This is a genomic window from Variovorax defluvii (genome assembly GCF_039541515.1).
GTDB lineage: Bacteria > Pseudomonadota > Gammaproteobacteria > Burkholderiales > Burkholderiaceae_C > Variovorax > Variovorax defluvii.
The window spans coordinates 103747-124591 of the sequence record NZ_BAABGJ010000015.1 but is presented as its reverse complement, the minus strand read 5'-3'; the positions used below and the strand labels follow the sequence as shown (position 1 = coordinate 124591).

The window sequence follows — 20845 nt, the reverse complement described above, 5'->3', positions numbered from 1 at the left end:
TAGGGTGGGGGGGTGCTTAGTTGATTTAGCTATTTAGAACTGAGAACTCGGTCGTTCCCGTTTCCTTATGCGCTATTCAGAATTCGAAGCTTCACTGTTATGCCTCATTGACGCACAAGACCATGAGCTACCGCCGCGACTTTATCAAGCTTTCCCTGGCCGCCGCCGCTACGGCCGGTATCGCCATGACGGCCCTGCCGTCGTTCGCCCAGAGCGTGACCTTGCTCAACGTGTCCTATGACCCGACGCGCGAACTCTACGTCGATTACAACAAGGCCTTCTCCGCATACTGGAAGGGCAAGACGGGGCAGATTGTGACCGTCAAGCAATCGCACGGCGGCTCCGGCAAGCAGGCCCGCTCGATCATCGACGGCATCGAGGCCGACGTGGCCACGCTGGCCCTGGCCGGCGACACCGATGCGCTGGTCACTCACGGCAACCTTGTCAAGCCCGACTGGCAGAAGCGCCTGGCACACAATTCGGCTCCCTACACCTCGACCATCGTGTTCCTGGTGAAGAAGGGCAATCCCAAGCATCTCAAGGACTGGGATGACTTGGCCAGGCCCGGCGTGCAGGTGATCACCCCCAACCCCAAGACCTCCGGCGGCGCCCGCTGGAATTACCTGGCGGCCTGGGAGTTCGGCAAGCGCACGTACGGCAGCGAGGCCCTGGCCAAGGAATTCGTGAGCAAGGTCTTCAAGAACGTTCCGGTGCTCGACACGGGCGCGCGCGGCTCCACCATCACCTTCGTGCAGCGCGGCGTGGGCGACGTGCTGCTGGCCTGGGAGAACGAGGCCTTCCTCGCGCTGAAGGAATTCGGTCCCGACAAGTTCGAGATCGTGGTGCCCTCCATCAGCATCCTGGCCGAGCCGACCGTGGCCGTGGTCGACAAGGTGGTGGACAAGAAGGGCACCCGCGCCGTGGCCGAGGAGTACCTGAAGTACCTGTACTCCGACGAGGGCCAGGACATCGCCGGCCGCAACTACTACCGCCCGACCTCCGACAAGGCCAAGGCAAAGTACGAGAAGCAGTTTCCCAAGCTCACCCTGTTCACCATCGACCAGGCCTTCGGCGGCTGGGCGAAGGCGGACAAGGCGCACTTCGCGGACGGCGGCACCTTCGACCAGATCTATTCGCCGAAGTGAATCGCATGACCCCCGCTGTCCGCGCGATACGAGCCGCGCTGCGTCGGCTCCGCGTGGCGGCATGGGTCGAGTCCCCCTGAGGTATCGATCGCCGAACCCTGAGGAACGGCCTTTTCCCTCCGACCGCGCCGGGCGCTTGTTGACCTGACAATGGCCCCCAGAAGGAGAGAACCATGGCCGGATTCGAAGTTGGCGAGATCGTCGCGGCGCTGCGGGGGGCGCGCGAGGAATGGCGTGACGCCCAGCGGCGGTCGCGCGAACCGGGCAGCCGCGAGTTCCCCTCGCGCGAGGCCTTGGCCGCGATCGTGGAGTCGCTCAAGGGTGCCTTGTTCCCGATGCGCCTGGGGCCGCCGGAGCTGCGGCAGGAGAGCGAGGATTTCTACGTCGGCCACACGCTGGATTCGGCGCTGCAGTCGCTGCTGACGCAGGCCCGGCTGGAGCTGCGCTACAACGCGCGCCACCAGCCGCGCGACCCGGCCGAGATCGACGCCGAAGCCGCCGAGGCCATCCGTGCCTTCGCCGCGGCGCTGCCGACCATCCGCCGACTGCTCGATGGCGACGTGCTGGCCGCCTACCAGGGCGACCCGGCTGCGCGGAGTGTGGACGAGGTGCTGCTGTGCTACCCCGGCATCCTGGCGATGATCCATCACCGCTTGGCGCACCAGCTCTATGGCCACGGCCTGCCGCTGCTGGCGCGCATCGTGGCCGAACTGGCGCATGCGCAGACCGGCATCGACATTCATCCGGGCGCCAGGATCGACGCCGGCTTCTTCATCGACCACGGCACCGGCGTCGTGATCGGCGAGACCACCGTGATCGGCAAGCGCGTGCGGCTCTACCAGGCCGTCACGCTCGGCGCCAAGCGCTTTCCGACCGATGCGCAGGGCAATCTTCAGAAGGGGCTGCCGCGGCATCCGGTCGTGGAGGACGACGTGGTGATCTACGCCGGCGCCACCATCCTCGGGCGCGTGACGCTAGGCAAAGGGGCGGTGATCGGCGGAAACACCTGGATCACCGACGACGTGCCCGCTGGCGCCAACATCACCCAGGCGATGCTGCAAAAGGCCGGGTGCGATTGATCGACCGAGTTCGCCGGCGACCGAGCGATTGAACTTTTCCGGAAAAGGTCAATGCCGCTTCGCATAATCGGCCGGGCCTTTTCATCCATCCCTCATCCAAGGAGATTTGCATGGCCCAGACCCGCATTGCCGTCATCGTCGGCAGCCTGCGCAAGGACTCGTTCAACCGCAAGCTCGCGCTCGCGATCGCGCACCTCGCGCCTTCCGATTTCAGCTTCGAGCATCTGCGCATCGACGACCTGCCGCTCTACAACCAGGACGAGGACGGCAACCAGGCGCCCGCGGTCAAGCGGCTGAAGTCCGAGATCGCAGCGGCGCAGGGCCTGCTGTTCGTCACGCCGGAATACAACCGTTCGATGCCCGGCGTGCTCAAGAACGCGATCGACAACGCCTCGCGGCCCTACGGCCAGAGCGCGTGGGCCGGCAAGCCGGCGGGCGTGATCGGTGTGTCGGTCGGCGCCATCGGCACGGCGCTGGCGCAGCAGCACCTGCGCAACGTGCTGGCCTACCTGGACGTGCCCACCATGGGCCAGCCCGAAGCCTTCATCCAGAACAAGGAAGGGCTGTTCGACGACAAAGGTCACATCGCCGAGGGCAGCAGGCAGTTCCTGCAAAACTGGGTGGACAGCTACGTCGCCTGGGTCAAGCGCCACAGCGCCTGACGCCAGGGCAGGGGCACTGGCCCCCTTCCTGGCCTGCCGGCCTTCCGACCCTCAGGCGGCCAGCGCCGCCCGCTCCTGGTTCGCGGCCACGCCGGTGACGCCGACGCTTGCCACGATGTCGGCCCGAGCGGCGCTCAGCGCAGCGGCCCGGGGCTCCTCGCCCATCGCCACGCCCTCGGCGCGGACGATGCGCACATCGCTGATGCCGAAGAAGCCCAGCACCGCCTTGAGGTAGCTTTCCTGGTGTTCCAGAGCCTGGCCGCCTTCGGTGGTCGAGTAGACGCCGCCGCGCGTGGACACCACGATCACCGTCTTGCCGCCGGCCAGGCCGACCGGCCCCTTCTCGGTGTACTTGAAGGTGCGGCCCGCCTGCGCGAGGCGGTCGATCCAGGCCTTCAACTGCGAGGGCACGCTGAAGTTGTACAGCGGGGCGCCGATGACGATCACGTCCGCGGCCAGGAACTGGCTCACCAGCCGCTCCGAGACGGCGTTCTCGCGCACCTGCGCTTCGGTGGGCTGGGTTTGCGCGACGCCCTTGATGGCCAGCGCGTCGGCGCTGAAGTGGTTCGGGGCGTCCACGGCGAGATCGAGGTACTCGACCTTGGTGTCCGGGCGGCTGCGGGCCCATTCCGCCACCACTTCGGCCGTGAGTTGGCGGGAAACGGATTGGGTGCCCAGAACACTGGAATCGACGTGCAGCAGTTTCATGATCGATCGCTCTCTTTCGATGGTGGCGCCGGCGCGGGGATCGGTCGGCATGGGGGTAATTCTATTTTTGGTGCGAATGATTGATAAGTCTGCAAATCTCAGACAGATCGTCCTGTTGATGGGACAATCCACGCCATGCAGGACCTCAACGACATGGTTTTTTTCGCCGAGGTGGCCGAGCGTGGCGGCTTTGCCGCCGCGGGGCGGGCGCTGGGCATCCCCAAATCCAGGCTGTCGCGCCGGGTGGCCGAGCTGGAGGCACGCCTGGGCGTGCAGCTGCTGCAGCGCAGCACCCGACAGTTGTCCCTGACGCCGGCTGGCGAGCTGTACCTGCGGCACAGCCTGGCCATGCGGGATGCCGCCGAGGCGGCGGCCGAGGCCATCGCCCAGGTGCAGACCGAGCCGCGCGGCCTGGTGCGCATCAGCTGCCCGATCACCCTGGCCCAGAGCGGCGTCGGCGTGCTGGTCTCGCAGTTCATGCTGCGCTATCCCGACGTGCAGGTCGAGATGCGCATCCTGAACCGGGCGGTGGATCCGATCGAAGAGGGCGTCGATCTGGCCCTGCGCGTGCGGCCGGAGATCGAAGACAGCACCACGCTGGTGGCCAAGAAGCTGGCCGTCGCCCGCGGCGTGCTGGTGGCGAGCCCCGGGCTTCTGCGGCGGCAGGGGCCGGTGGTCGCCGTGGAGGGCCTCGGACGCCTGGACACCGTGGCCCAGACGGCTGCCGACGGGCGGGTCAGCTGGCGGCTGGAGGGCCCCCATGGCGCCAGCCACACCCTGCATCACAGGCCTCGCTACCTCGCCGACGATCTGCTGACGCTGAAGGCGGCGGTCGTGGAGGGCGTCGGAGCCTGCATCCTGCCCGACTACATGTGCAAGGAGGACCTCGCGGCAGGCCGGCTGATCGAGGTCCTGCCGGGCTGGGGGCCGGCGCCGGGGATTCTCCATGTCGTCTTTCCGTCCCGCCGGGCGCTGGTGCCGGCGATCCGCCGCCTGATCGATTTCCTGGCCGAACACACCGGGACGGGTGGCTTCCGGTTGACGCTCTGAGCGTTCTTGTCCCACCTCTTATTCGTTATTTGCCATATTCAAACAAGTAGATATTCGTATGGCTTTGAAGCGATGCTTTGGAGAATCGGCGCTTTCTCGCGTGCAGAATGCCGGTCACATCCACATCGAATCGGGGCGTGGCGACTGGCCGCTGAGCCTGTCGCTGCTCCGATCGCTGACGGACGAGCCCACGATCCTCATGGCCGCCCGTACCCCTTTCGAACCTTTGGCAACCCTATGACCTCCAGAACCATCAAGACGATCCTCGGCACGCTCGCATTGGCTGCCGCCGGTGCGGCCTCGGCCCAGACCCTGCTCAATGTTTCCTACGACGTCGCGCGCGAGTTCTACAAGGACTACAACGCCGCCTTCATCGCCAACTACAAGAAGACCACGGGCAAGGACGTCAAGATCGACCAATCCCACGCCGGCTCCAGCGCGCAGGCGCGGGCCGTGGCCGACGGGCTGGAGGCCGACGTGGTGACCATGAACACCACCACCGACATCGACTTCCTGGCCAATGCCGGCGTCGTCGCGAAGGATTGGCAAAAGCGCTTTCCGCAGAACGCGGCGCCCACCACCTCGACCATGCTGTTCCTTACCCGCAACGGCAACCCGAAGGGCATCAAGGACTGGGACGACCTGATCAAGCCGGGCGTGCAGGTGGTGATCGTCAACCCCAAGACCGGCGGCAACGGCCGCTACGCCTACCTCGCCGCCTGGGGCTACGTGAAGAAGAAGGGCGGCACCGACGCCCAGGCCGCCGAGTTCGTCGGCAAGCTGTTCAAGAACGTCCCCGTGCTGGCCCGTGGCGGCCGCGACGCCACCACCGCCTTCCTCCAGCGCAACATCGGCGACGCGCTGATCACCTTCGAGTCGGAGGTCGTCTCCATCGATCGCGATTTCGGCGCCGGCAAGGTGGATACCGTCTATCCCTCCATCAGCATCCTGGCCGAGAATCCGGTCGCGGTGGTCGAGCGCACGGTGGCCAAGAAGGGCACCGGCGAGCTTGCCAAGGCCTACCTCGACTACCTCTATTCCGAAGAAGCGCAGGAGATCGCCGCCAAGCATGCGCTGCGCCCGCGCTCCGAGGCGGTGCTCAAGAAGCACGCCGCGACCTTCAAGCCCCTGCAGCTCTTCACGGTGCAGGAACTCTTCGGCAGCCTCGGCGATGCGCAGAAGGTGCACTTCAACGACGGCGGCCAGTTCGACAAGCTCTATACACCGGGCGCAAAGTAAGCGATGAGCGGTGCCGTGTCCTCGGCGCTGCCGCCAGCGGCAGCGCCGTCTTCGCATGCGGGGCGCGCGGGCGTCTCGCGCCGAGTGCTGCCGGGCTTCCACCTGACGCTCGGCTTTTCGCTTTTCTACCTGTGCCTCATCGTGCTGATCCCGCTGTCGGCGCTGGTCTTCAAGACATCGGCGCTGAGCTGGGAGCAGTTCTGGAATGCGGTGACGGCGCCGCGCGTGATGGCCTCCTACCGCCTGACCTTCGGCGCCTCGCTGGTCGCGGCCATCGTCAACCTGTTCGCCGGTTTGCTGGTGGCCTGGGTGCTGGTGCGCTACAAGTTCCCGGGCAAGCGCATCGTCGATGCGCTGGTCGATCTGCCCTTCGCGCTGCCCACCGCCGTCGCCGGCATCTCGCTCACCGCGCTGCTCGCGGGCAACGGCTGGATCGGGCAGTACCTGGAGCCCATGGGCATCAAGCTGGCCTTCACGCCGGCCGGGGTGGTGATCGCGCTGATCTTCATCGGGCTGCCGTTCGTGGTGCGCACGGTGCAGCCGGTGCTCGAGGACACCGAGAAAGAACTGGAGGAAGCTGCCACCAGCCTCGGTGCCACGCGCCTGCAGACCTTCACCAAGGTCATCCTGCCTTCCATCACGCCGGCTTTGCTGACCGGCTTCGCCATGGCCTTCGCGCGGGCGATCGGCGAGTACGGCTCGGTGATCTTCATCGCCGGCAACATGCCCATGATCTCGGAGATCACGCCGCTGATCATCATCGGCAAGCTGGAGCAGTACGACTTTGCCGGTGCCACGGCGGTCGCGCTGGTCATGCTGGTGATCTCCTTCGCGCTGCTGCTGGTCATCAATGCACTGCAGGCCTGGCAGCGGCGCCAGGCGGGAGGCGCCTGATGAGCGCCCGCACCATCCGCCGCGCCAAGGCCGGCACCACCGAATCGGCCTGGGTGCGCTTTACCCTGATCGGGCTGGCGTTGGCCTTCATGTTCCTCTTCCTGGTGCTGCCGCTGGCCGCGGTGGCGACCGAGGCTTTGCGCAAGGGATTCACTGCCTACCTCGATGCGCTGAAAGAGCCCGATGCCTGGAGCGCGATCCGCCTGACGCTGATCACTGCCGCCATCGCGGTTCCGTTGAACCTGGTCTTCGGTATCGCGGCCGCCTGGGCCATCGCCAAGTTCGAGTTCCGCGGCAAGGCGTTGCTGACCACCTTGGTCGATCTGCCATTTGCCGTCTCGCCGGTCGTGGCAGGCCTGATCTACGTGCTGATCTTCGGCGCACAAGGCTGGCTGGGGCCCTGGCTCCAGGCGCACGACATCAAGATCATCTTCGCCGTGCCGGGCATCGTGCTGGCCACCATCTTCGTGACCTTCCCCTTCATCGCGCGCGAACTCATCCCGCTGATGCAGGCCCAGGGCACCGAGGAGGAGCAGGCTGCCATCGTGCTCGGCGCGACCGGCTGGCAAACCTTCTGGCGCGTGACCCTGCCCAACATCAAGTGGGGCCTGCTCTACGGCGTGATCCTGTGCAATGCGCGCGCCATGGGCGAGTTCGGCGCCGTGTCGGTGGTCTCGGGCCACATCCGCGGCCAGACCAACACCATGCCGCTGCACGTCGAAGTGCTCTACAACGAATACCAGTCCGTGGCCGCCTTCGCGGTGGCCTCGCTGCTGGCCATCCTGGCGCTGGTCACGCTGGTGATCAAGTCCGTCATCGAATGGCGTCACGAACGTGAGATGAAGGCGCTGGCCGAACTGCCGCCGGAGCGGCCCCTGTCGGCCGCGCAGGCCTGAGGAACACGAGACATGAGCATTGAAATCCGCAACGTCAGCAAGCAGTTCGGCGACTTCCACGCGCTGCGGGACGTCAGCCTCGACGTCGATTCCGGTGAACTGGTCGCGCTGCTGGGGCCCTCGGGCTGCGGCAAGACCACCTTGCTGCGCATCATCGCCGGCCTGGAAACGGCCGATGCGGGCAGCATTCTTTTCGCCGGCGAGGACACCACCGACGTGCACGTGCGCGAGCGCCAGGTCGGCTTCGTCTTTCAGCACTACGCACTGTTCCGCCACATGACGGTGTTCGAAAACGTCGCCTTCGGCCTGCGCGTCAAGCCGCGCGGCGTGCGCCCGGGCGAGGCCCAGATCAAGTCCAAGGTGCACGACCTGCTCAAGCTGGTGCAGCTGGACTGGCTGGCCGACCGTTACCCGGCCCAGCTCTCCGGCGGACAGCGTCAGCGCATCGCGCTGGCCCGCGCGTTGGCGGTGGAGCCCAAGGTGTTGCTGCTCGACGAACCGTTCGGCGCGCTCGACGCCAAGGTCCGCAAGGAACTGCGGCGCTGGTTGCGCCGGCTGCATGACGAATTGCACGTCACCAGCATCTTCGTCACGCACGACCAGGAGGAAGCGCTCGAAGTCGCCGACCGCGTGGTGCTGATGAACGGCGGGCGCATCGAGCAGGTCGGCTCGCCGCAGGACGTGTGGGACCATCCTGCCAGTCCCTTCGTCTACGGCTTCCTCGGCGACGTGAACCTGTTCCATGGCCGCGCGCACGAGGGCGAGGTGCACGTGGAGGGCTTTCGCATCGATTCGCCCGAACACCGCGATCTGCGCGACGGCAAGGCCCTGGCCTATGTGCGTCCGCACGACCTGGACGTGGCCCGCTACCAGCAGGGCGCCAGCGGCATCGTCGCCACCCTGGCCCGGGCCATCGTGGTCGGCCCGATCGCGCGGCTGGAACTCGAACCGGTGGAATCGAATCCAGACAACCCGGGTTCCGGCGCCATCATCGAGGCGCAACTTCCTGCGCAACAGTTCCGGGACTTGGGCCTGCGCGAGGGCGAGACAGTGGTTGCTACCCCGCGCCGGGCCCGCGTCTTTGTAGAGGGGCATTGATTTGTTCGACTGGTATTTCGGAGCGCCGCGCCGCGCGCTCGCACTGATCTGCGCTGCTTGCGTGGCCATGCTGGCCTTCGGGCTTTATCTGCAGCACGTGGTGGGCCTGGAGCCTTGCCCGATGTGCATCGTGCAGCGCTATGCGCTGATCCTTGTAGCGGTGTTCACCGGCTTGGCGGCGCTGAGCAAGAGCCGGGGCTTGCAGCTCACCGGCGCGGGGCTGGCGTTGGTGATGGCGGTGGGCGGGGCGTATACCGCCGCGCGGCAGAGCTGGCTGCAGTGGCATCCGCCGGAGGTTGTGTCTTGCGGCCGGGATCTCTACGGGATGATCGAGACCTTTCCGCTGAAGCGGGCGCTGCCGATGATCTTCCGCGGAGGAGGGGACTGCACGCAGATCGACTGGACCTTTTTGGGTCTGTCGATTGCGAACTGGTCGTTCATTGCCTTCGTGGTGTTCGGCCTTCTCCTGCTGGGCCTGCTGTTCTCACGCAGCGGCGGCGGCCGCGCTCAGAGCGGCAGCGTATCGAAGGCTGCGTAAGAGGTCTGCAGCCAGCTCTTGACGCGCTGGCGCTCGAGGAGTCCGAGTGCATTCGGGCCCTCGCGGTCGTTGACCGCCTTCCAGAAGCTGGTGTTGCGCGCATCGATCTTGCGCATGCTCGCATCGTGCAGCCGGGGCAGGGCGATCACGCGCGCACCGTGTGCGGTGGCCTTGCTCAGCGACTGCGAGCCCAGCAGCAGGGCGAAGTCGTTACCCCGGCCGTAGTTCTGCACCACGATGTAATTGGGCCGGTTGCCGAAGGTGTCGACCAACGTGCCGAGCAGGTCGGTCGAGTCCTTGCCGTCATCCAGGACATGCCAGAAGTTGACTGCGACACCGAGCCCGGCGAAGACATCGAAGAGCTCCGAATCCTTGATCCAGCGCGCCAGCGGCGCCAGCGTCTGCGCCGCCAGGTCGACGATCACGCTTTGCTGCGGATGCGTCTCGAAGCCGTTGACCACCGTGTCCAGGCCCTCGTAGCTGTCGACCACCACCGGCGAAGCGAAGCCTTCGTAGAAGCGGGTGAAGGAGCTGTGCGACCGGTCGGTGTCGAAGCCCACGAAGGGCTTGCTGCGGTCGATGAAGTACTGCGCCAGGAGACGGGCGGTGACGGACTTGCCGACGCCGCCTTTTTCCCCGCCGATGAAGTTGAGGGAGGGCATTCGGTGAGCTGGAGTGATGCAGAAAGGTCAGGGGATTCTACGGTTGGCTCACCCCAGCAGACTCATCGATGCTCAATTCAATCTGAGCCGACCCTCATATGTTCTGTTGATCCCGTTGGGTATCTCGAAGGCCAGCACCCCTTTTTCTGCCTTCTCCCCGTCAATGATGAACGTCACGTTGGTGTAAATGGCAATAATTTCATTTTCCCCCAAGGGCAGGATCTCTTCTTTGCCGATTTGCGCCTCGTAATAGCATGGCCAATGCATCGATACTTCGAAATCGCGCCCCACTTTCGACACACGAAATTCTGCCGCGCCCAAGCCTCTAATTTTATTAAGCTCTTCGAAAGTCCCATCATCATTTTCTTTTATGACATTGAATTTCTCGATGGTGCCGTCGTTCTTGGTAAAAGACTTTGTAACGCTCTTCGAATTCATGGCGCTTACCATGCGAAAGCCTTCTACTTCAATGTCTGTAGAGTTGACGAGGGATCTGTGAAAAACCGTAGGCGTATTCTGCGTCAAGACTGCAGAAAGTACGAAGGCTGATTTTTCTGATCCTGTGAAGTCAAGCAAGGCGTTGGTAGTGTGAAACACACGTTCCTTCTCAGTTTCGCCTGACTCTCTGGCGCTGAATATTTCTCCTTGATCATCGTAAAACTTAATGACATGCCGCGCAAAATCCCCAGCCGCCGATGATGTGATATCACAATTGGCGGGGGCACTGTCCGTGCCTGCAATCTTGGGTCGAACTGATTTCAACAGTTGATAAGCGAGGCTGTTAAGTGCAAACTCCCCAACGTTCTTCACTTTTGAACCAAAAAGCCCGGTGAACTCTGTAGATTCCGATTCGGTACGGCTTCCCCCACTCAGATAGCCGGTCTCCTCATCCAAAACAGCGCCTTTTGGCAAGTTCTCGCGAATGACTTGTAGATTGCTCTTTTTGATCTCAATGAAAGTCTGAGGCTCGATCTTTTCGATCGCCCCGGCTGCCTTTGCTTGCTTGCCAAATCGAAGATCTCTGATCACCTCTCTGGGCGAACGCACCTTTGGACGCGATTTAGTCGACGCTGTCTTCTCCCGTTTAGGTAGCACTACTTTTGCCAATCTTCTTGTATTGGCGGGCGTCGATTTGTCAGCTTCTGCACTCGAAGAAGATTCAGACGAGGGCAAAGCATTGTTGCTCTTCTTTAGGAGCTGTGGCCTTCTTGCCGTGCGACCGGCGCTCTGGTAAATTTTCCTTTTATTTTCCAACGCGCTCGACCGAGTAGCTAAGTTGTCTATCGCTTCGCCGCTGTCGGCAGCGGAGCCAGAAGACGATTGCGTCGCAGGCGAGGATTTCTTACCTTCAAGGTATTCATTATTGGTGTAATTACCAGGATGTGAATCGGAGTTTGAATTTGATTCAACGGTGGCGTCTTTAAGATTGCCGCTTTTCTCAAGCGTGCGAGGTTTGACGAAATGGGTGGATTTGTCAGTGTCGGAATCATCCCCATGGACGGGTTCTATGGTTATGTCCGTGCGTGGCAGGTTTAGATTGGCGACTGATTCATGGGTGATTTCTTTCGGAGAGTCTGAATCGGCGTGATCAGTGCGCGTGTCAGTTTTTTCCCAGTATTCACGGCCGGGAGCTGAAATTAGATCGATGTCAGTCGTCCCTGCCTCATGTTTAAAAACTGATTCACCGCGGATTGGGTCAGACGAATCTGAATCGCCGCCAACTTTATGGCCGACCGCTGTGGAACGAGTAGAGGCAGGCTTCGCTCGTCGGTGTTGAGCTCCCAGCTGGCTTTTTCCAATCCGAGCAGAATTTCGGGGAGGAGACTGAGGAATAATTCTAACTAGCGAAGGTGTAGTCTTTTTTTCCTCATTTTTTGGTGTCGGTTCTTCTGCGGGATTTTTGATTGAAGAGGAGCGATTGAATCCGAGAGGGATCGAACTAAATGTGGACATAGTTGATTTCGATGATGAATGAAAGAGGCAGAGAAGCAAAGGCAGACAGGCAGAGAGACAGAAAGGAAGAGATTACGGCGTCGAGGCGGCGTGCCGTTCAGGAACCGTGTGTTTTGTCTGTTGCAGTAGTTCAGAGTCTCCGTTTTGCTGCAAGAAGGCGGCCGCCATGGAAATGGATGTGAATTGCGTAACAATGAGCTTTGCCATGGTGTGAATTTTCTATAAGTTCTGTGGTACTGTGAGAATAAACGGCTTAAGCTCGGAGCTCGTTGCTAAATATTTCATTCGTCAAGAAAAAATCCTGTTGAATGTCGCGTGTAATAATTTCTTTCCACTGCTGCGCGCAGTCGGCAAACGCGAAGAAATTTGATTGAAATTTTTCCGAGTCGAATTCCGTCATGAGGACGTGGCCGCAAAGCTGGAAATCCCCGCCTGGTTCGCCAAGTGCCATTGCGAAGCCATGTGACGCGTGCTTAAGTGATGTGAATATCATCAAAGCTTCGCAGGTCGCCAGCCGGTGCTTTTCAGGGGGGCGGCCTAGGTCTGTTTCAAGACTGAGCAGAGTGCGTTCTTGATCGAGTTCCGCGATGACGACAAGCCCGTCCTCCAACTCGATGGCCCATCGAGGCACGTCCGCCTCCTGGACGATGCTTTCAATGCGCGGCGTACGGCCACCCAACTCCACAAGGAGCCGGGCCACATGGTCTGAATCCATGGTTCTGCATACCTGTCGTCAGGTGACGATGCCGCCGTCGTACGGTGCGCTTTTTCGCCACGATCGCCCCCCCTTTTGCTTTCACCCGGCCCCTTGGGTCGGCTTGCTCGTGAGATCAGTGACGATCAGAAAACAAAGGTTCCACTTCCAGGCAAGGTGTGAAGTTGACATTTTCTGAAGGCTCAGAGAAGAAGCTTTGCACCATTTTTCAGAGGAGAAACCGGGTGCGTGGCCATCGCGTGCCGTCATTTCGAACGCTGAAGAATGATTAGTTTTCACAATCGAAATATCGACTAATTGAAAACAAAAGACTCATAGACGCATCGGCTGCCGCCGATCACAAAGAAGGGTCCCGGCGAGGGTCGCTGGAAGACGTCGCGGTCCCAGCCTTCGATCACCGTGCGAGCGACACTTGTGCGTGCACCGTCAAGCGGCGATCACGCTTTACTGATTGCGTCTTCGGCCTTGAACTCATGGCGACGAGCAGACCTTCGCCGCGTCTGCGCTGGCGAAGCTAGCGCTGCACCATAGAGAAGAACGGCCCCAGGTTGCCCAACAGCCAGTTCTGGCTGAAATCCAGCGCGGCGCGCCGATACTTCTCGTCGGCCTGCGCCGCCATCAGGTCCAGCCGCGCCACCACCTTGGAAAGCTCGCGGTCAATGAGCAGGTTGCGCCCGCGGTCGCTGATCTCGGTGGCCAACAGCAACGGCTGGCCGTCGGGCCCGGTCCTAGAGCTGATGAGCCACAGAGAGATCTCGACGTTGCGTGCCGCACGGTAGCTGTTCTCGGCGTTGATGCCGTCCAGCATGGTCTGCTCCCACGTGCCCCCGTTGGCCTGCTTCAGCAGCGTGGCCCATCCCACCACCAGCGCCGCGATGCGGTCGCCTTCGTAGGGCTTGGGCTGGGTCTCGAAGGCGAGACGGATGGCCTCGATGCCTGTGGCCCCGCGCAACGCAGGCAACGGGCTGTCCTGCAGGATGGCATCCCAGGTGCGCTGGGTCGCTTCTTCCGGGCTCGACGTCCATTTGCGCCATTCCCGCGGGTTGCGCCGGTACAGCGAGAGCTGCACCCGCCGTATCGACTGCAGGTTGTCGCGCAAGGCAAGGTTGGCGATGCGGTTGGCGCCGCTCTGGAGCCATTCGTTGTTGCCGTAGGGCTCAGCCCGTTCGGTGCTGCTGCAGGCTGCAAGGGCCGTCGCGACAGCTGCCATGCCGGCCGCGAGCAGGGCGCGTCGCGAGAGTTGGGTGGACGGGACGGAAGCGCTCATGGGCGCACGTTATCACCCCGGCGCCCACGATGAGGATCCCCGGCGAACGCGCACGGAAATGCGCTCGTTCAAATAATGGCGATTGGCGAAAGCCTGACGATTTCCGGGTCTTCGCGTGTCCCGGCGCCCTCTCCGCGTGCGACAACTTCGAACCTGATGTTGGGCAGGCCAAGGACTTCCTCTTCTTTCGAGTTGCCTGTGAGGGGAGAGACATCGCGAAAACGCGGGTCCTTTTCGGGCACTTCGAAAATCAGCAAGAACCTGCCATTGAATCTCTGGGTTGCGACGTCGCTTGAGGTGCTGGAAGACACGAATGCTGGATCGAGATACGTTTCACCTACCGCAAGTTCATCCCGGAACAGAAAGTCTGTGCCGCGGAAGAGTTTCGTCTTGGGCTGAAGGAGCGGTAGCTTGGCAAAAGCGCCTTCACATTCCTTAATGAGATTATCAAAGGTCCCTGCCGGCGCAAAATCCGCACCGAGAGCAGGATCTGCTTTCTCTCTCAGACTGGGCTGGACGAATTGAAAGCCTTCAAGCCCGTAGTACCGTATTGCGACCGCCTCCGAGGCAGTCAATTTATGCTCTCGGATCGTTTGCCGCGCACGCTCATCATTGAGCAAACTCGTCAAATAGGTTTCCAGAATACGTGGACACATCGTAACGCCCATCGTTTCGGGGAGCTGCTGGGCGCTCGCGGCCTCCGCATAGAGTTTGGATGTGCGAAGTTGCTTCAGCATGCGCTTTTGGAGCTTCAGCAGTTTGGCATCAGAGGCGGGCAAACGGTTATTGGTCTTCGACGTACCTGATTTTGGAACGAGATCAATGATCGTGCTCTTGAGCTCGGTCGAAGGGGTTTGCTTATTTTCATTCATTGTCGACTCGAGCGGGTAGCCGGGCTCCGAACCGGTAATCAATGCGCCTTCGAGTTCCCGCGACAGCGACAGTCCGCCTAACTCCAATTCTTTCCTTACATCTCCGGTGGCGAGCAGATTGCGCCTGGCGGGGCGCCGTGCCGGCAACGGCTTGTCACTTTGTTGTATCTCGCGTCTGCGTTGCCTCTGACGAGTCGCGGCATCCGCCTTCCAAGGAACTGAAATGCGGGGAGTTGAATCGGAGGTGGAAATATCCACCGTTACACGTTCTTGATTTTCTTCCGCTGACTTTTCCAACTCAGAGCTCGAGCTATCTTCGGCAGTTTCCGAACTTTCTTCGCTGGCACCTGAACGTTCCTCTTGCGTGCTGGTGGATTTGTTCAGATTCTGGGCGTAGATCGGGCCCCTTGAACGAGGAGCTGCTTTCACGAAATTTTGATGAACGATAGATACTAGCGGCGGCTTTAGGGGCTCCGATTGGCTATCAAGTTTCGGCGGCTTTTTTCCCGGGAGGGGAATGTTGCCAATCTCCCGCGTCGGCAGTGCGGGCACAAACATCCTTACTGAGTTAGGAGCGCTCATAGCCTGCCCCCCGCAGCGACGAGACGGGACGCCCCGCGACCCGTTACGGAAAGATTGTCAGATCGTGTCGAATCCATCAATGCAACTCCTGTGGATGTGAATGGGAAATTTGTCGCTCAGGCCTTGTCCGTGGTCTGGCGCTTCACTGCATCGGACGCACCCCGCAAACTCGCTGCCATGCCGGGGCACATTCGTGATCCAGCGATGCTGTGAATAAGTAAACTTTTGAAAACAAACGTTCCAGGGTCTGCGGGGCCCGGTATGTGAACTTGTGTGCCCTCCAGAAAAGAAAGCTTCAGGAATGCCTTTCCACAGGGAAGGCGACGTCATGTAGAGGGACGATTCGCGTTGGGATCGATCGTCGTCGTCGTCCTTCTCGATGCTTCAAACTTGAATAGTCAGAAAACAAAAGGCTTCGTTCAGACAGCGCTGAAGGACTCGCTTGCCCATACCAGAAGGTCGTGTCCCCACGCGGGCCTCGGCGGCTGGCATCGCCGGCGTCGATGAGCGCCACATGGTGTGCGAGAGGGGAAGGAAGGCAAGATTGCGACGGGCCCGCAAGTTATCATCGCCGCCTCGGGCAGCAGCCGGTCCCGGAGGGTGAGGCCGGCCAAGAATCCCTTACAAATCAATACCTTGGCACCCCGCCAGACCCGCCGTGCGTCTCAACTCCATCAAGCTCTCCGGCTTCAAGTCCTTCGCCGAACCCACCAATTTCCTGCTGCCCGGTCAACTGGTCGGGGTCGTCGGTCCCAACGGCTGCGGCAAGTCGAACATCATGGATGCCGTGCGCTGGGTGCTCGGCGAATCGCGGGCCTCCGAGTTGCGCGGCGAGTCCATGCAGGACGTGATCTTCAACGGCACGACCACCCGCAAGCAGGCCAGCCGATCGAGCGTGGAGCTGGTGTTCGACAACGCCGACCACCGCGCCGGCGGCCAGTGGTCGCAGTTCACCGAGATCGCGGTCAAGCGCGTGCTCACGCGCGACGGCAATTCCAGCTACTACATCAACAACCAGCCGGTGCGCCGGCGCGATGTGCAGGACGTGTTCCTGGGCACCGGCCTCGGGCCGCGCGCCTACGCCATCATCGGCCAGGGGACGATCAGCCGGATCATCGAGTCCAAGCCCGAGGAACTGCGCCTCTTCCTCGAAGAGGCCGCCGGTGTTTCGAAGTACAAGGAGCGCCGCCGCGAGACGGAAAACCGCCTCGGCGACACGCGCGAGAACCTCACCCGCGTCGAAGACATCCTGCGCGAGCTGGGCAGCAATCTGGAGCGCCTTGAAAAGCAGGCCGAGGTGGCCACGCGCTACAACACGCTGCAGGCCGACGCCACCCGCAAGCAGCACCAGCTGTGGTTTCTCAAGCGGGCCGAAAGCGAGGGCGACCAGGCCAAGGTCAAGGCCGACGGCGAAAAGGCGGTGAACGACCTGGAGTCGCGCACGGCCGACCTGCGCCATGTCGAATCCGAGCTCGAGACGGTGCGGCAGGCGCACTACGCCGCGGGCGACCAGGTCAACCAGGCGCAGGGCCGGCTCTACGAGGCGAGCGCCGAAGTCGGGCGGCTGGAGGGCGAGATCCGCTTCGTGGTCGAGGGCCGCCAGCGCGTCGAGCAACGGCTGGTTCAGTTGAAGGAGCAGATCGGCCAGTGGACCACGCGCCGCGAAGACGCCGAGGCCGAGATCGAGACCCTCGCCGGGCAGGGCGTCAACGCCGAGGAACAGGCCGAGCTGCTGGCCGCGCAGCTCGAGGAGCACGATGCGCGCATGCCCGCGCTCGAAGAGGCGCAGCAGCGCGCCCAGGACGAGGCCAATGCCCAGCGCGCCAGCGTGACGCAGGTGCAGCAGCAGATCCAGGTGCTGGCGGCCGACCAGCGCAACATCGAAGACCAGATGCGGCAGCTCACGCAGCGTGCCGAGCGCCTGCGCGGCGACCAGAACGCGCTGGCGGCGCCCGACGAAGCGCGCCTGCAGGACATGCAGGAGCAGCTCGCCGCCGCCCAGGAGGCGGCCGCGGAAGCCGATGCGCGCCTGCAGGAATTGCAGGAGTCGGTGCCACGGCTGGATGAAGACCGCCGCTCCAAGCAGCAGGCGGTGAACTCCGAAGGGGCGCGCCATGCCGAGCTCTCGGCCCGCCTGGAGGCACTCAAGGCGCTGCAGGAGAAGGTCAAGACCGACGGCAAGCTGGCGCCCTGGCTGGCCAAGCATGGCCTGGAGAGCCTGCAGGGGCTGTGGAGCCGCATCCACATCGAGCAGGGCTGGGAGAACGCGCTCGAAGCCGCGCTGCGCGAACGCATGGGCGCGCTGGAGGTCAGCCGGCTCGACATGGTCCGCGCCTTCGGCAACGATGCGCCACCGGCCAGGCTCGCCTTCTACAGCCCGCCCAGCGCTGCCGCGCCCCAGGCACCGGGCGCGTTGCCGCGTCTCGCGGACCTGCTGCGTCTCAATGATGCGGGCCTTCAGGCCTTGCTGGCCGGCTGGCTGTACGGCTGCTACACCGCAGCAACGCTGGAAGAGGCCCTGGCGCAGCGCGACAGGCTGCAGCCGGGCGAGACCATCTACGTCCAGAGCGGCCACGCGGTGACGGCCCACAGCGTGAGTTTCTATGCCCAGGATTCCGAGCAGTCCGGCCTGCTGGCCCGCCAGCAGGAAATGGAGAACCTGGAGCGCCAGTTGCGCGCCCAGACGCTGATCAGCGAAGAGGCGCGCACCGCGCTGGCGCGCGCCGAGGCGGCTTACGGCGACGCCGCCCAGCGCCTGGTGGGCGCACGCCGCGAAGCCGCCGATGCGCAGTCACGCGCGCACGAGCTGCAGGTCGAGACGCTGCGGCTCACGCAGCTCGCGGAGCAGACGCGCGCGCGCAGCCAACAGTTGTCGGCCGACCTCGGCGAAGTCGAGGCGCAGCTCGAAGAGCTGCAAGAGAAGCGTGTCGCCGCCGAGGCCCGCTTCGAGGAACTCGACATGCAATTGGCCGACAGCCAGGAGCGACATGCCCAACTCGACGAGCGCGTGATCGAGGCCGCGCGCGCGCTGGCCGCCAGCCGCGAGCAGCACCGCAGCCTGGAGCGGCAGGCACAAGAGGCCGTGTTCGCGCAGCGCACGCTCGAAGCGCGCCGCGCCGAGCTCAACCGCGCCATCGAAACCGCGGCCCAGCAGGTCGCCGCTCTCGCCGACGAGGAGGAGCGTGCCCGTGCCGAACTCGGCCGCCTGTCCGATGCCGCGGCACAGGCCGGGCTGCAGGATGCGCTGTCACTCAAGCTGGAGCGCGAGGCCGCGCTCGGCGCCGCGCGCAGCCAGTACGACGATCTCACGCTCAAGCTGCGCGCCAGCGACGAGCGCCGCCTGCAACTGGAGCGCGAACTCGACCCACTGCGCCAGCGCATCACCGAGCTGCAGTTGAAGGAACAGGCTGCGCGCCTGGGCTTCGAGCAGTACCAGCAACTGCTGGACGACGCGCAGGCCGACCTGGAAGCGGTCGCCCGGTCGATCGAGGAAGACAAGGTGCGGCTCACCGGCCTGCAGTCCGAGATCGACCGCCTCAACCGCGAGGTGGCCTCGCTCGGCGCCGTCAACCTCGCGGCACTGGACGAACTGGCGACGGCGCGCGAGCGCAAGACCTTCCTCGACGCCCAGTCGGCGGACCTCAACGAGGCCATCAACACGCTGGAAGACGCGATTCGCAAGATCGACGGAGAAACCCGCGAATTGCTCGGCGGCACCTTCAAGACCGTCAACGAGCACTTCAGCCGCATGTTCCCGGAGCTCTTCGGCGGCGGCAATGCCAAGCTCATGATGACCGGCGACGAGATTCTCGATTCCGGCGTGCAGGTGATGGCGCAGCCTCCGGGCAAGAAGAACCAGACCATCCACCTGCTTTCCGGCGGCGAGAAGGCGCTCACCGCGATCGCGCTGGTGTTCGCCATCTTCCAGCTCAACCCCGCACCCTTCTGCCTGCTCGATGAAGTGGACGCACCACTGGACGACGCCAACACCGAGCGCTATGCCAAACTCGTCACCGCCATGAGCCGCGAAACCCAGTTCCTCTTCATCAGCCACAACAAGATCGCGATGGAGATGGCCGAGCAGCTGATCGGCGTGACCATGCAGGAGCAGGGCGTCTCGCGCATCGTGGCAGTGGACATGGAATCCGCCGTGTCGATGGCCGAAGCCGCGTGATGTCGTTCTCCCCCAGGCTTCCCCACTTCGTGTGGTCTGCCAACGCCCTTTCCGGGGGCGACACCGGTGGCCCGGCGAAGCCGGTTCCACGGTGTTCCCCGAGCGGGCTTCGCGCTGCTTGCCGCGGCATTTCTTGCGGTTGGACCCAGCACTAGGATGAGCAATCTCACTGTTGCCCTTGCCATCGTCGGTGGCCTCGTCCTTGCCGCCATCGTCGGCTACAACGCCTTGATGTCGCGTCGCAATGCGCCGCGACAACCTGATGCGGACGACGGCCTCGATGCGCCGCTCACTGCGCCGGCGCCTTTGAATCGCGAGGACGAACCCGTGCTGCACGCACCGGCCGGGACTGGCGGCGCCACAGATCGCCACGAGCCCTTGTTCGACCCCGCGCTGCCGGCGCCCGCTGCCTTGCCGATTCCGACCGCGGGGCGCCGCGGCGGCCTCGATCCGCTGATCGACGTGATCGCGCCGATCACCTTGGAGAACCGGGTGTCCGGCGATGCAGCGATTGCGGCCATGCCTGCCACTCGCCGTGCCGGCAGCAAGCCGGTGGCCATCGAAGGCCTGAACGAACTCAGCAGCGAGTGGGAGCCCCCGGCGCCCGGCCAGCGCTACGGCGCCTTCCAGGCCGGCGTGCAGCTTGCCAACCGCACCGGCGCGCTCAACGAGATCGAGTATTCCGAGTTCGTGGTGAAGGCGCAGGCCTTTGCCGATGCGGTCAACGGCGCGCCCGAGTTCCCGGAGATGCTGGACGAAGTGGCACGTGCGCGCGAGCTCGACCAGTTCGCCAGCGGGCACGATGCCCAGCTCGGCTTCGTGCTGCGGGCACTGCACGCGGCCTGGAGTCCCGGCTACGTGCAGCAGAATGCGCAGCGCCTGGGCTTCGTGGCCGGCCTCATTCCCGGCCGCATGGTGCTGCCCGCCGGCGAACCCGGCCTGCCGCCGATCCTCGGCCTGTCCTTCGACACCCAGGCCGCGCTGGCGGACGATCCGGCGCAGTCCGCCATCCGCGAACTCACCCTGAGCCTGGACGTGCCCCAGGTCGACCGCTCCGAGCGGCCTTTCCCGCGCATGCGCGAAATCGCCGCGGCCCTGGCGCGCGAGATGGACGGCGTGGTCACCGATGGCGACGGCCAGCTGCTGCGCGAAGAGACCATGGACGCGATCGGCGCCGACCTCGAACAGCTCTACGACACGCTGGATTCGCGGGACCTGTCTGCGGGTTCCCCGCTGGCCCGCCGCCTGTTCAGCTGAAATGAGGCTCTCCCCCAGGCTCCCCCACTTCGTGGGGTCCGCCAACTCCCTCGC

17 protein-coding genes are annotated in these 20845 nt (G+C 63.5%); 11 read left to right on the top strand and 6 right to left on the bottom strand.

Annotation, left to right across the window (positions count from 1 at the left end; translation table 11 throughout):
- Positions 1-122: 122 nt before the first annotated feature.
- From ABEA07_RS09610 to ABEA07_RS09600, 3 genes are all read left to right on the top strand, one after another.
- The gene (locus tag ABEA07_RS09610) at positions 123-1145 is read left to right on the top strand and encodes a sulfate ABC transporter substrate-binding protein (protein WP_345537459.1); all 1023 of its coding nucleotides are present in this window, start codon (positions 123-125) and stop codon (positions 1143-1145) included.
- A gap of 173 nt (positions 1146-1318) precedes the next feature.
- Positions 1319-2224, top strand: a complete 906-nt coding sequence (gene epsC / locus ABEA07_RS09605) for a serine O-acetyltransferase EpsC (RefSeq protein ID WP_345537458.1) — start codon at positions 1319-1321, stop codon at positions 2222-2224.
- Positions 2225-2334: 110 nt separating this feature from the next.
- Complete coding sequence (locus ABEA07_RS09600; RefSeq protein WP_345537457.1) at positions 2335-2886, top strand: NADPH-dependent FMN reductase; 552 nt, start codon at positions 2335-2337, stop codon at positions 2884-2886.
- 51 nt (positions 2887-2937) lie between these two features.
- Here ABEA07_RS09600 and ABEA07_RS09595 read toward each other — a convergent pair whose 3' ends face one another.
- Complete coding sequence (locus ABEA07_RS09595) at positions 2938-3594, bottom strand: FMN-dependent NADH-azoreductase (protein WP_345537555.1); 657 nt, start codon at positions 3592-3594, stop codon at positions 2938-2940.
- Positions 3595-3729: 135 nt separating this feature from the next.
- Here ABEA07_RS09595 and ABEA07_RS09590 point away from each other — a divergent pair, with 135 nt between their 5' ends.
- The 6 genes from ABEA07_RS09590 to ABEA07_RS09560 all read left to right on the top strand — a co-directional run bounded on the left by ABEA07_RS09590 (position 3730) and on the right by ABEA07_RS09560 (position 9309).
- A complete protein-coding gene (locus ABEA07_RS09590; protein ID WP_345537455.1) occupies positions 3730-4644 on the top strand; it encodes a LysR family transcriptional regulator in 915 nt (304 codons plus the stop codon).
- A 237-nt stretch (positions 4645-4881) separates the two neighbouring features.
- Complete coding sequence (locus ABEA07_RS09580; protein ID WP_345537453.1) at positions 4882-5883, top strand: sulfate ABC transporter substrate-binding protein; 1002 nt, start codon at positions 4882-4884, stop codon at positions 5881-5883.
- Between the two features lie 3 nt (positions 5884-5886).
- The gene (gene cysT, locus ABEA07_RS09575; protein WP_345537452.1) at positions 5887-6777 is read left to right on the top strand and encodes a sulfate ABC transporter permease subunit CysT; all 891 of its coding nucleotides are present in this window, start codon (positions 5887-5889) and stop codon (positions 6775-6777) included.
- Complete coding sequence (cysW, locus tag ABEA07_RS09570) at positions 6777-7673, top strand: sulfate ABC transporter permease subunit CysW (RefSeq protein ID WP_345537451.1); 897 nt, start codon at positions 6777-6779, stop codon at positions 7671-7673. The genes cysT and cysW overlap by 1 nt, the downstream gene beginning before the upstream one ends.
- Before the next feature lie 12 nt (positions 7674-7685).
- Positions 7686-8771 carry a sulfate/molybdate ABC transporter ATP-binding protein gene (locus tag ABEA07_RS09565; protein ID WP_345537450.1) on the top strand — a complete coding sequence of 362 codons (1086 nt, stop codon included), beginning with the start codon at positions 7686-7688 and terminating at the stop codon, positions 8769-8771.
- A 1-nt stretch (position 8772) separates the two neighbouring features.
- Complete coding sequence (locus ABEA07_RS09560; RefSeq protein ID WP_345537449.1) at positions 8773-9309, top strand: disulfide bond formation protein B; 537 nt, start codon at positions 8773-8775, stop codon at positions 9307-9309.
- Here ABEA07_RS09560 and ABEA07_RS09555 read toward each other — a convergent pair.
- The 5 genes from ABEA07_RS09555 to ABEA07_RS09535 all read right to left on the bottom strand — a co-directional run bounded on the left by ABEA07_RS09555 (position 9279) and on the right by ABEA07_RS09535 (position 15207).
- Positions 9279-9971 (bottom strand): P-loop NTPase family protein, encoded by a 693-nt coding sequence (locus ABEA07_RS09555; protein WP_345537447.1) that lies wholly within the window; start codon positions 9969-9971, stop codon positions 9279-9281. The genes ABEA07_RS09560 and ABEA07_RS09555 overlap by 31 nt on opposite strands.
- 72 nt (positions 9972-10043) lie before the next feature.
- Positions 10044-11924: a hypothetical protein gene (locus ABEA07_RS09550; protein ID WP_345537446.1), complete on the bottom strand. Its 1881-nt coding sequence runs from the start codon at positions 11922-11924 to the stop codon at positions 10044-10046.
- A 253-nt stretch (positions 11925-12177) separates the two neighbouring features.
- Positions 12178-12639, bottom strand: coding sequence for a type III secretion system chaperone (locus ABEA07_RS09545; RefSeq protein ID WP_345537445.1), 462 nt, complete (start codon positions 12637-12639; stop codon positions 12178-12180).
- Between the two features lie 514 nt (positions 12640-13153).
- Positions 13154-13906, bottom strand: coding sequence for a hypothetical protein (locus ABEA07_RS09540; protein ID WP_345537444.1), 753 nt, complete (start codon positions 13904-13906; stop codon positions 13154-13156).
- A 68-nt stretch (positions 13907-13974) separates the two neighbouring features.
- Complete coding sequence (locus ABEA07_RS09535) at positions 13975-15207, bottom strand: ADP-ribosyltransferase family protein (protein WP_345537442.1); 1233 nt, start codon at positions 15205-15207, stop codon at positions 13975-13977.
- 811 nt (positions 15208-16018) lie between these two features.
- On the opposite strand from ABEA07_RS09535, the gene smc reads away from it, so the two are divergent.
- Together smc and ABEA07_RS09525 are read left to right on the top strand one after the other, a co-directional pair.
- Positions 16019-19534 (top strand): chromosome segregation protein SMC, encoded by a 3516-nt coding sequence (smc, locus tag ABEA07_RS09530; RefSeq protein ID WP_345537441.1) that lies wholly within the window; start codon positions 16019-16021, stop codon positions 19532-19534.
- 156 nt (positions 19535-19690) lie between these two features.
- Entirely contained in the window at positions 19691-20791 is a 1101-nt protein-coding gene (locus tag ABEA07_RS09525; RefSeq protein WP_345537439.1) for a cell division protein ZipA C-terminal FtsZ-binding domain-containing protein, read from the top strand.
- The last annotated feature ends 54 nt before the right edge of the window (positions 20792-20845 follow it).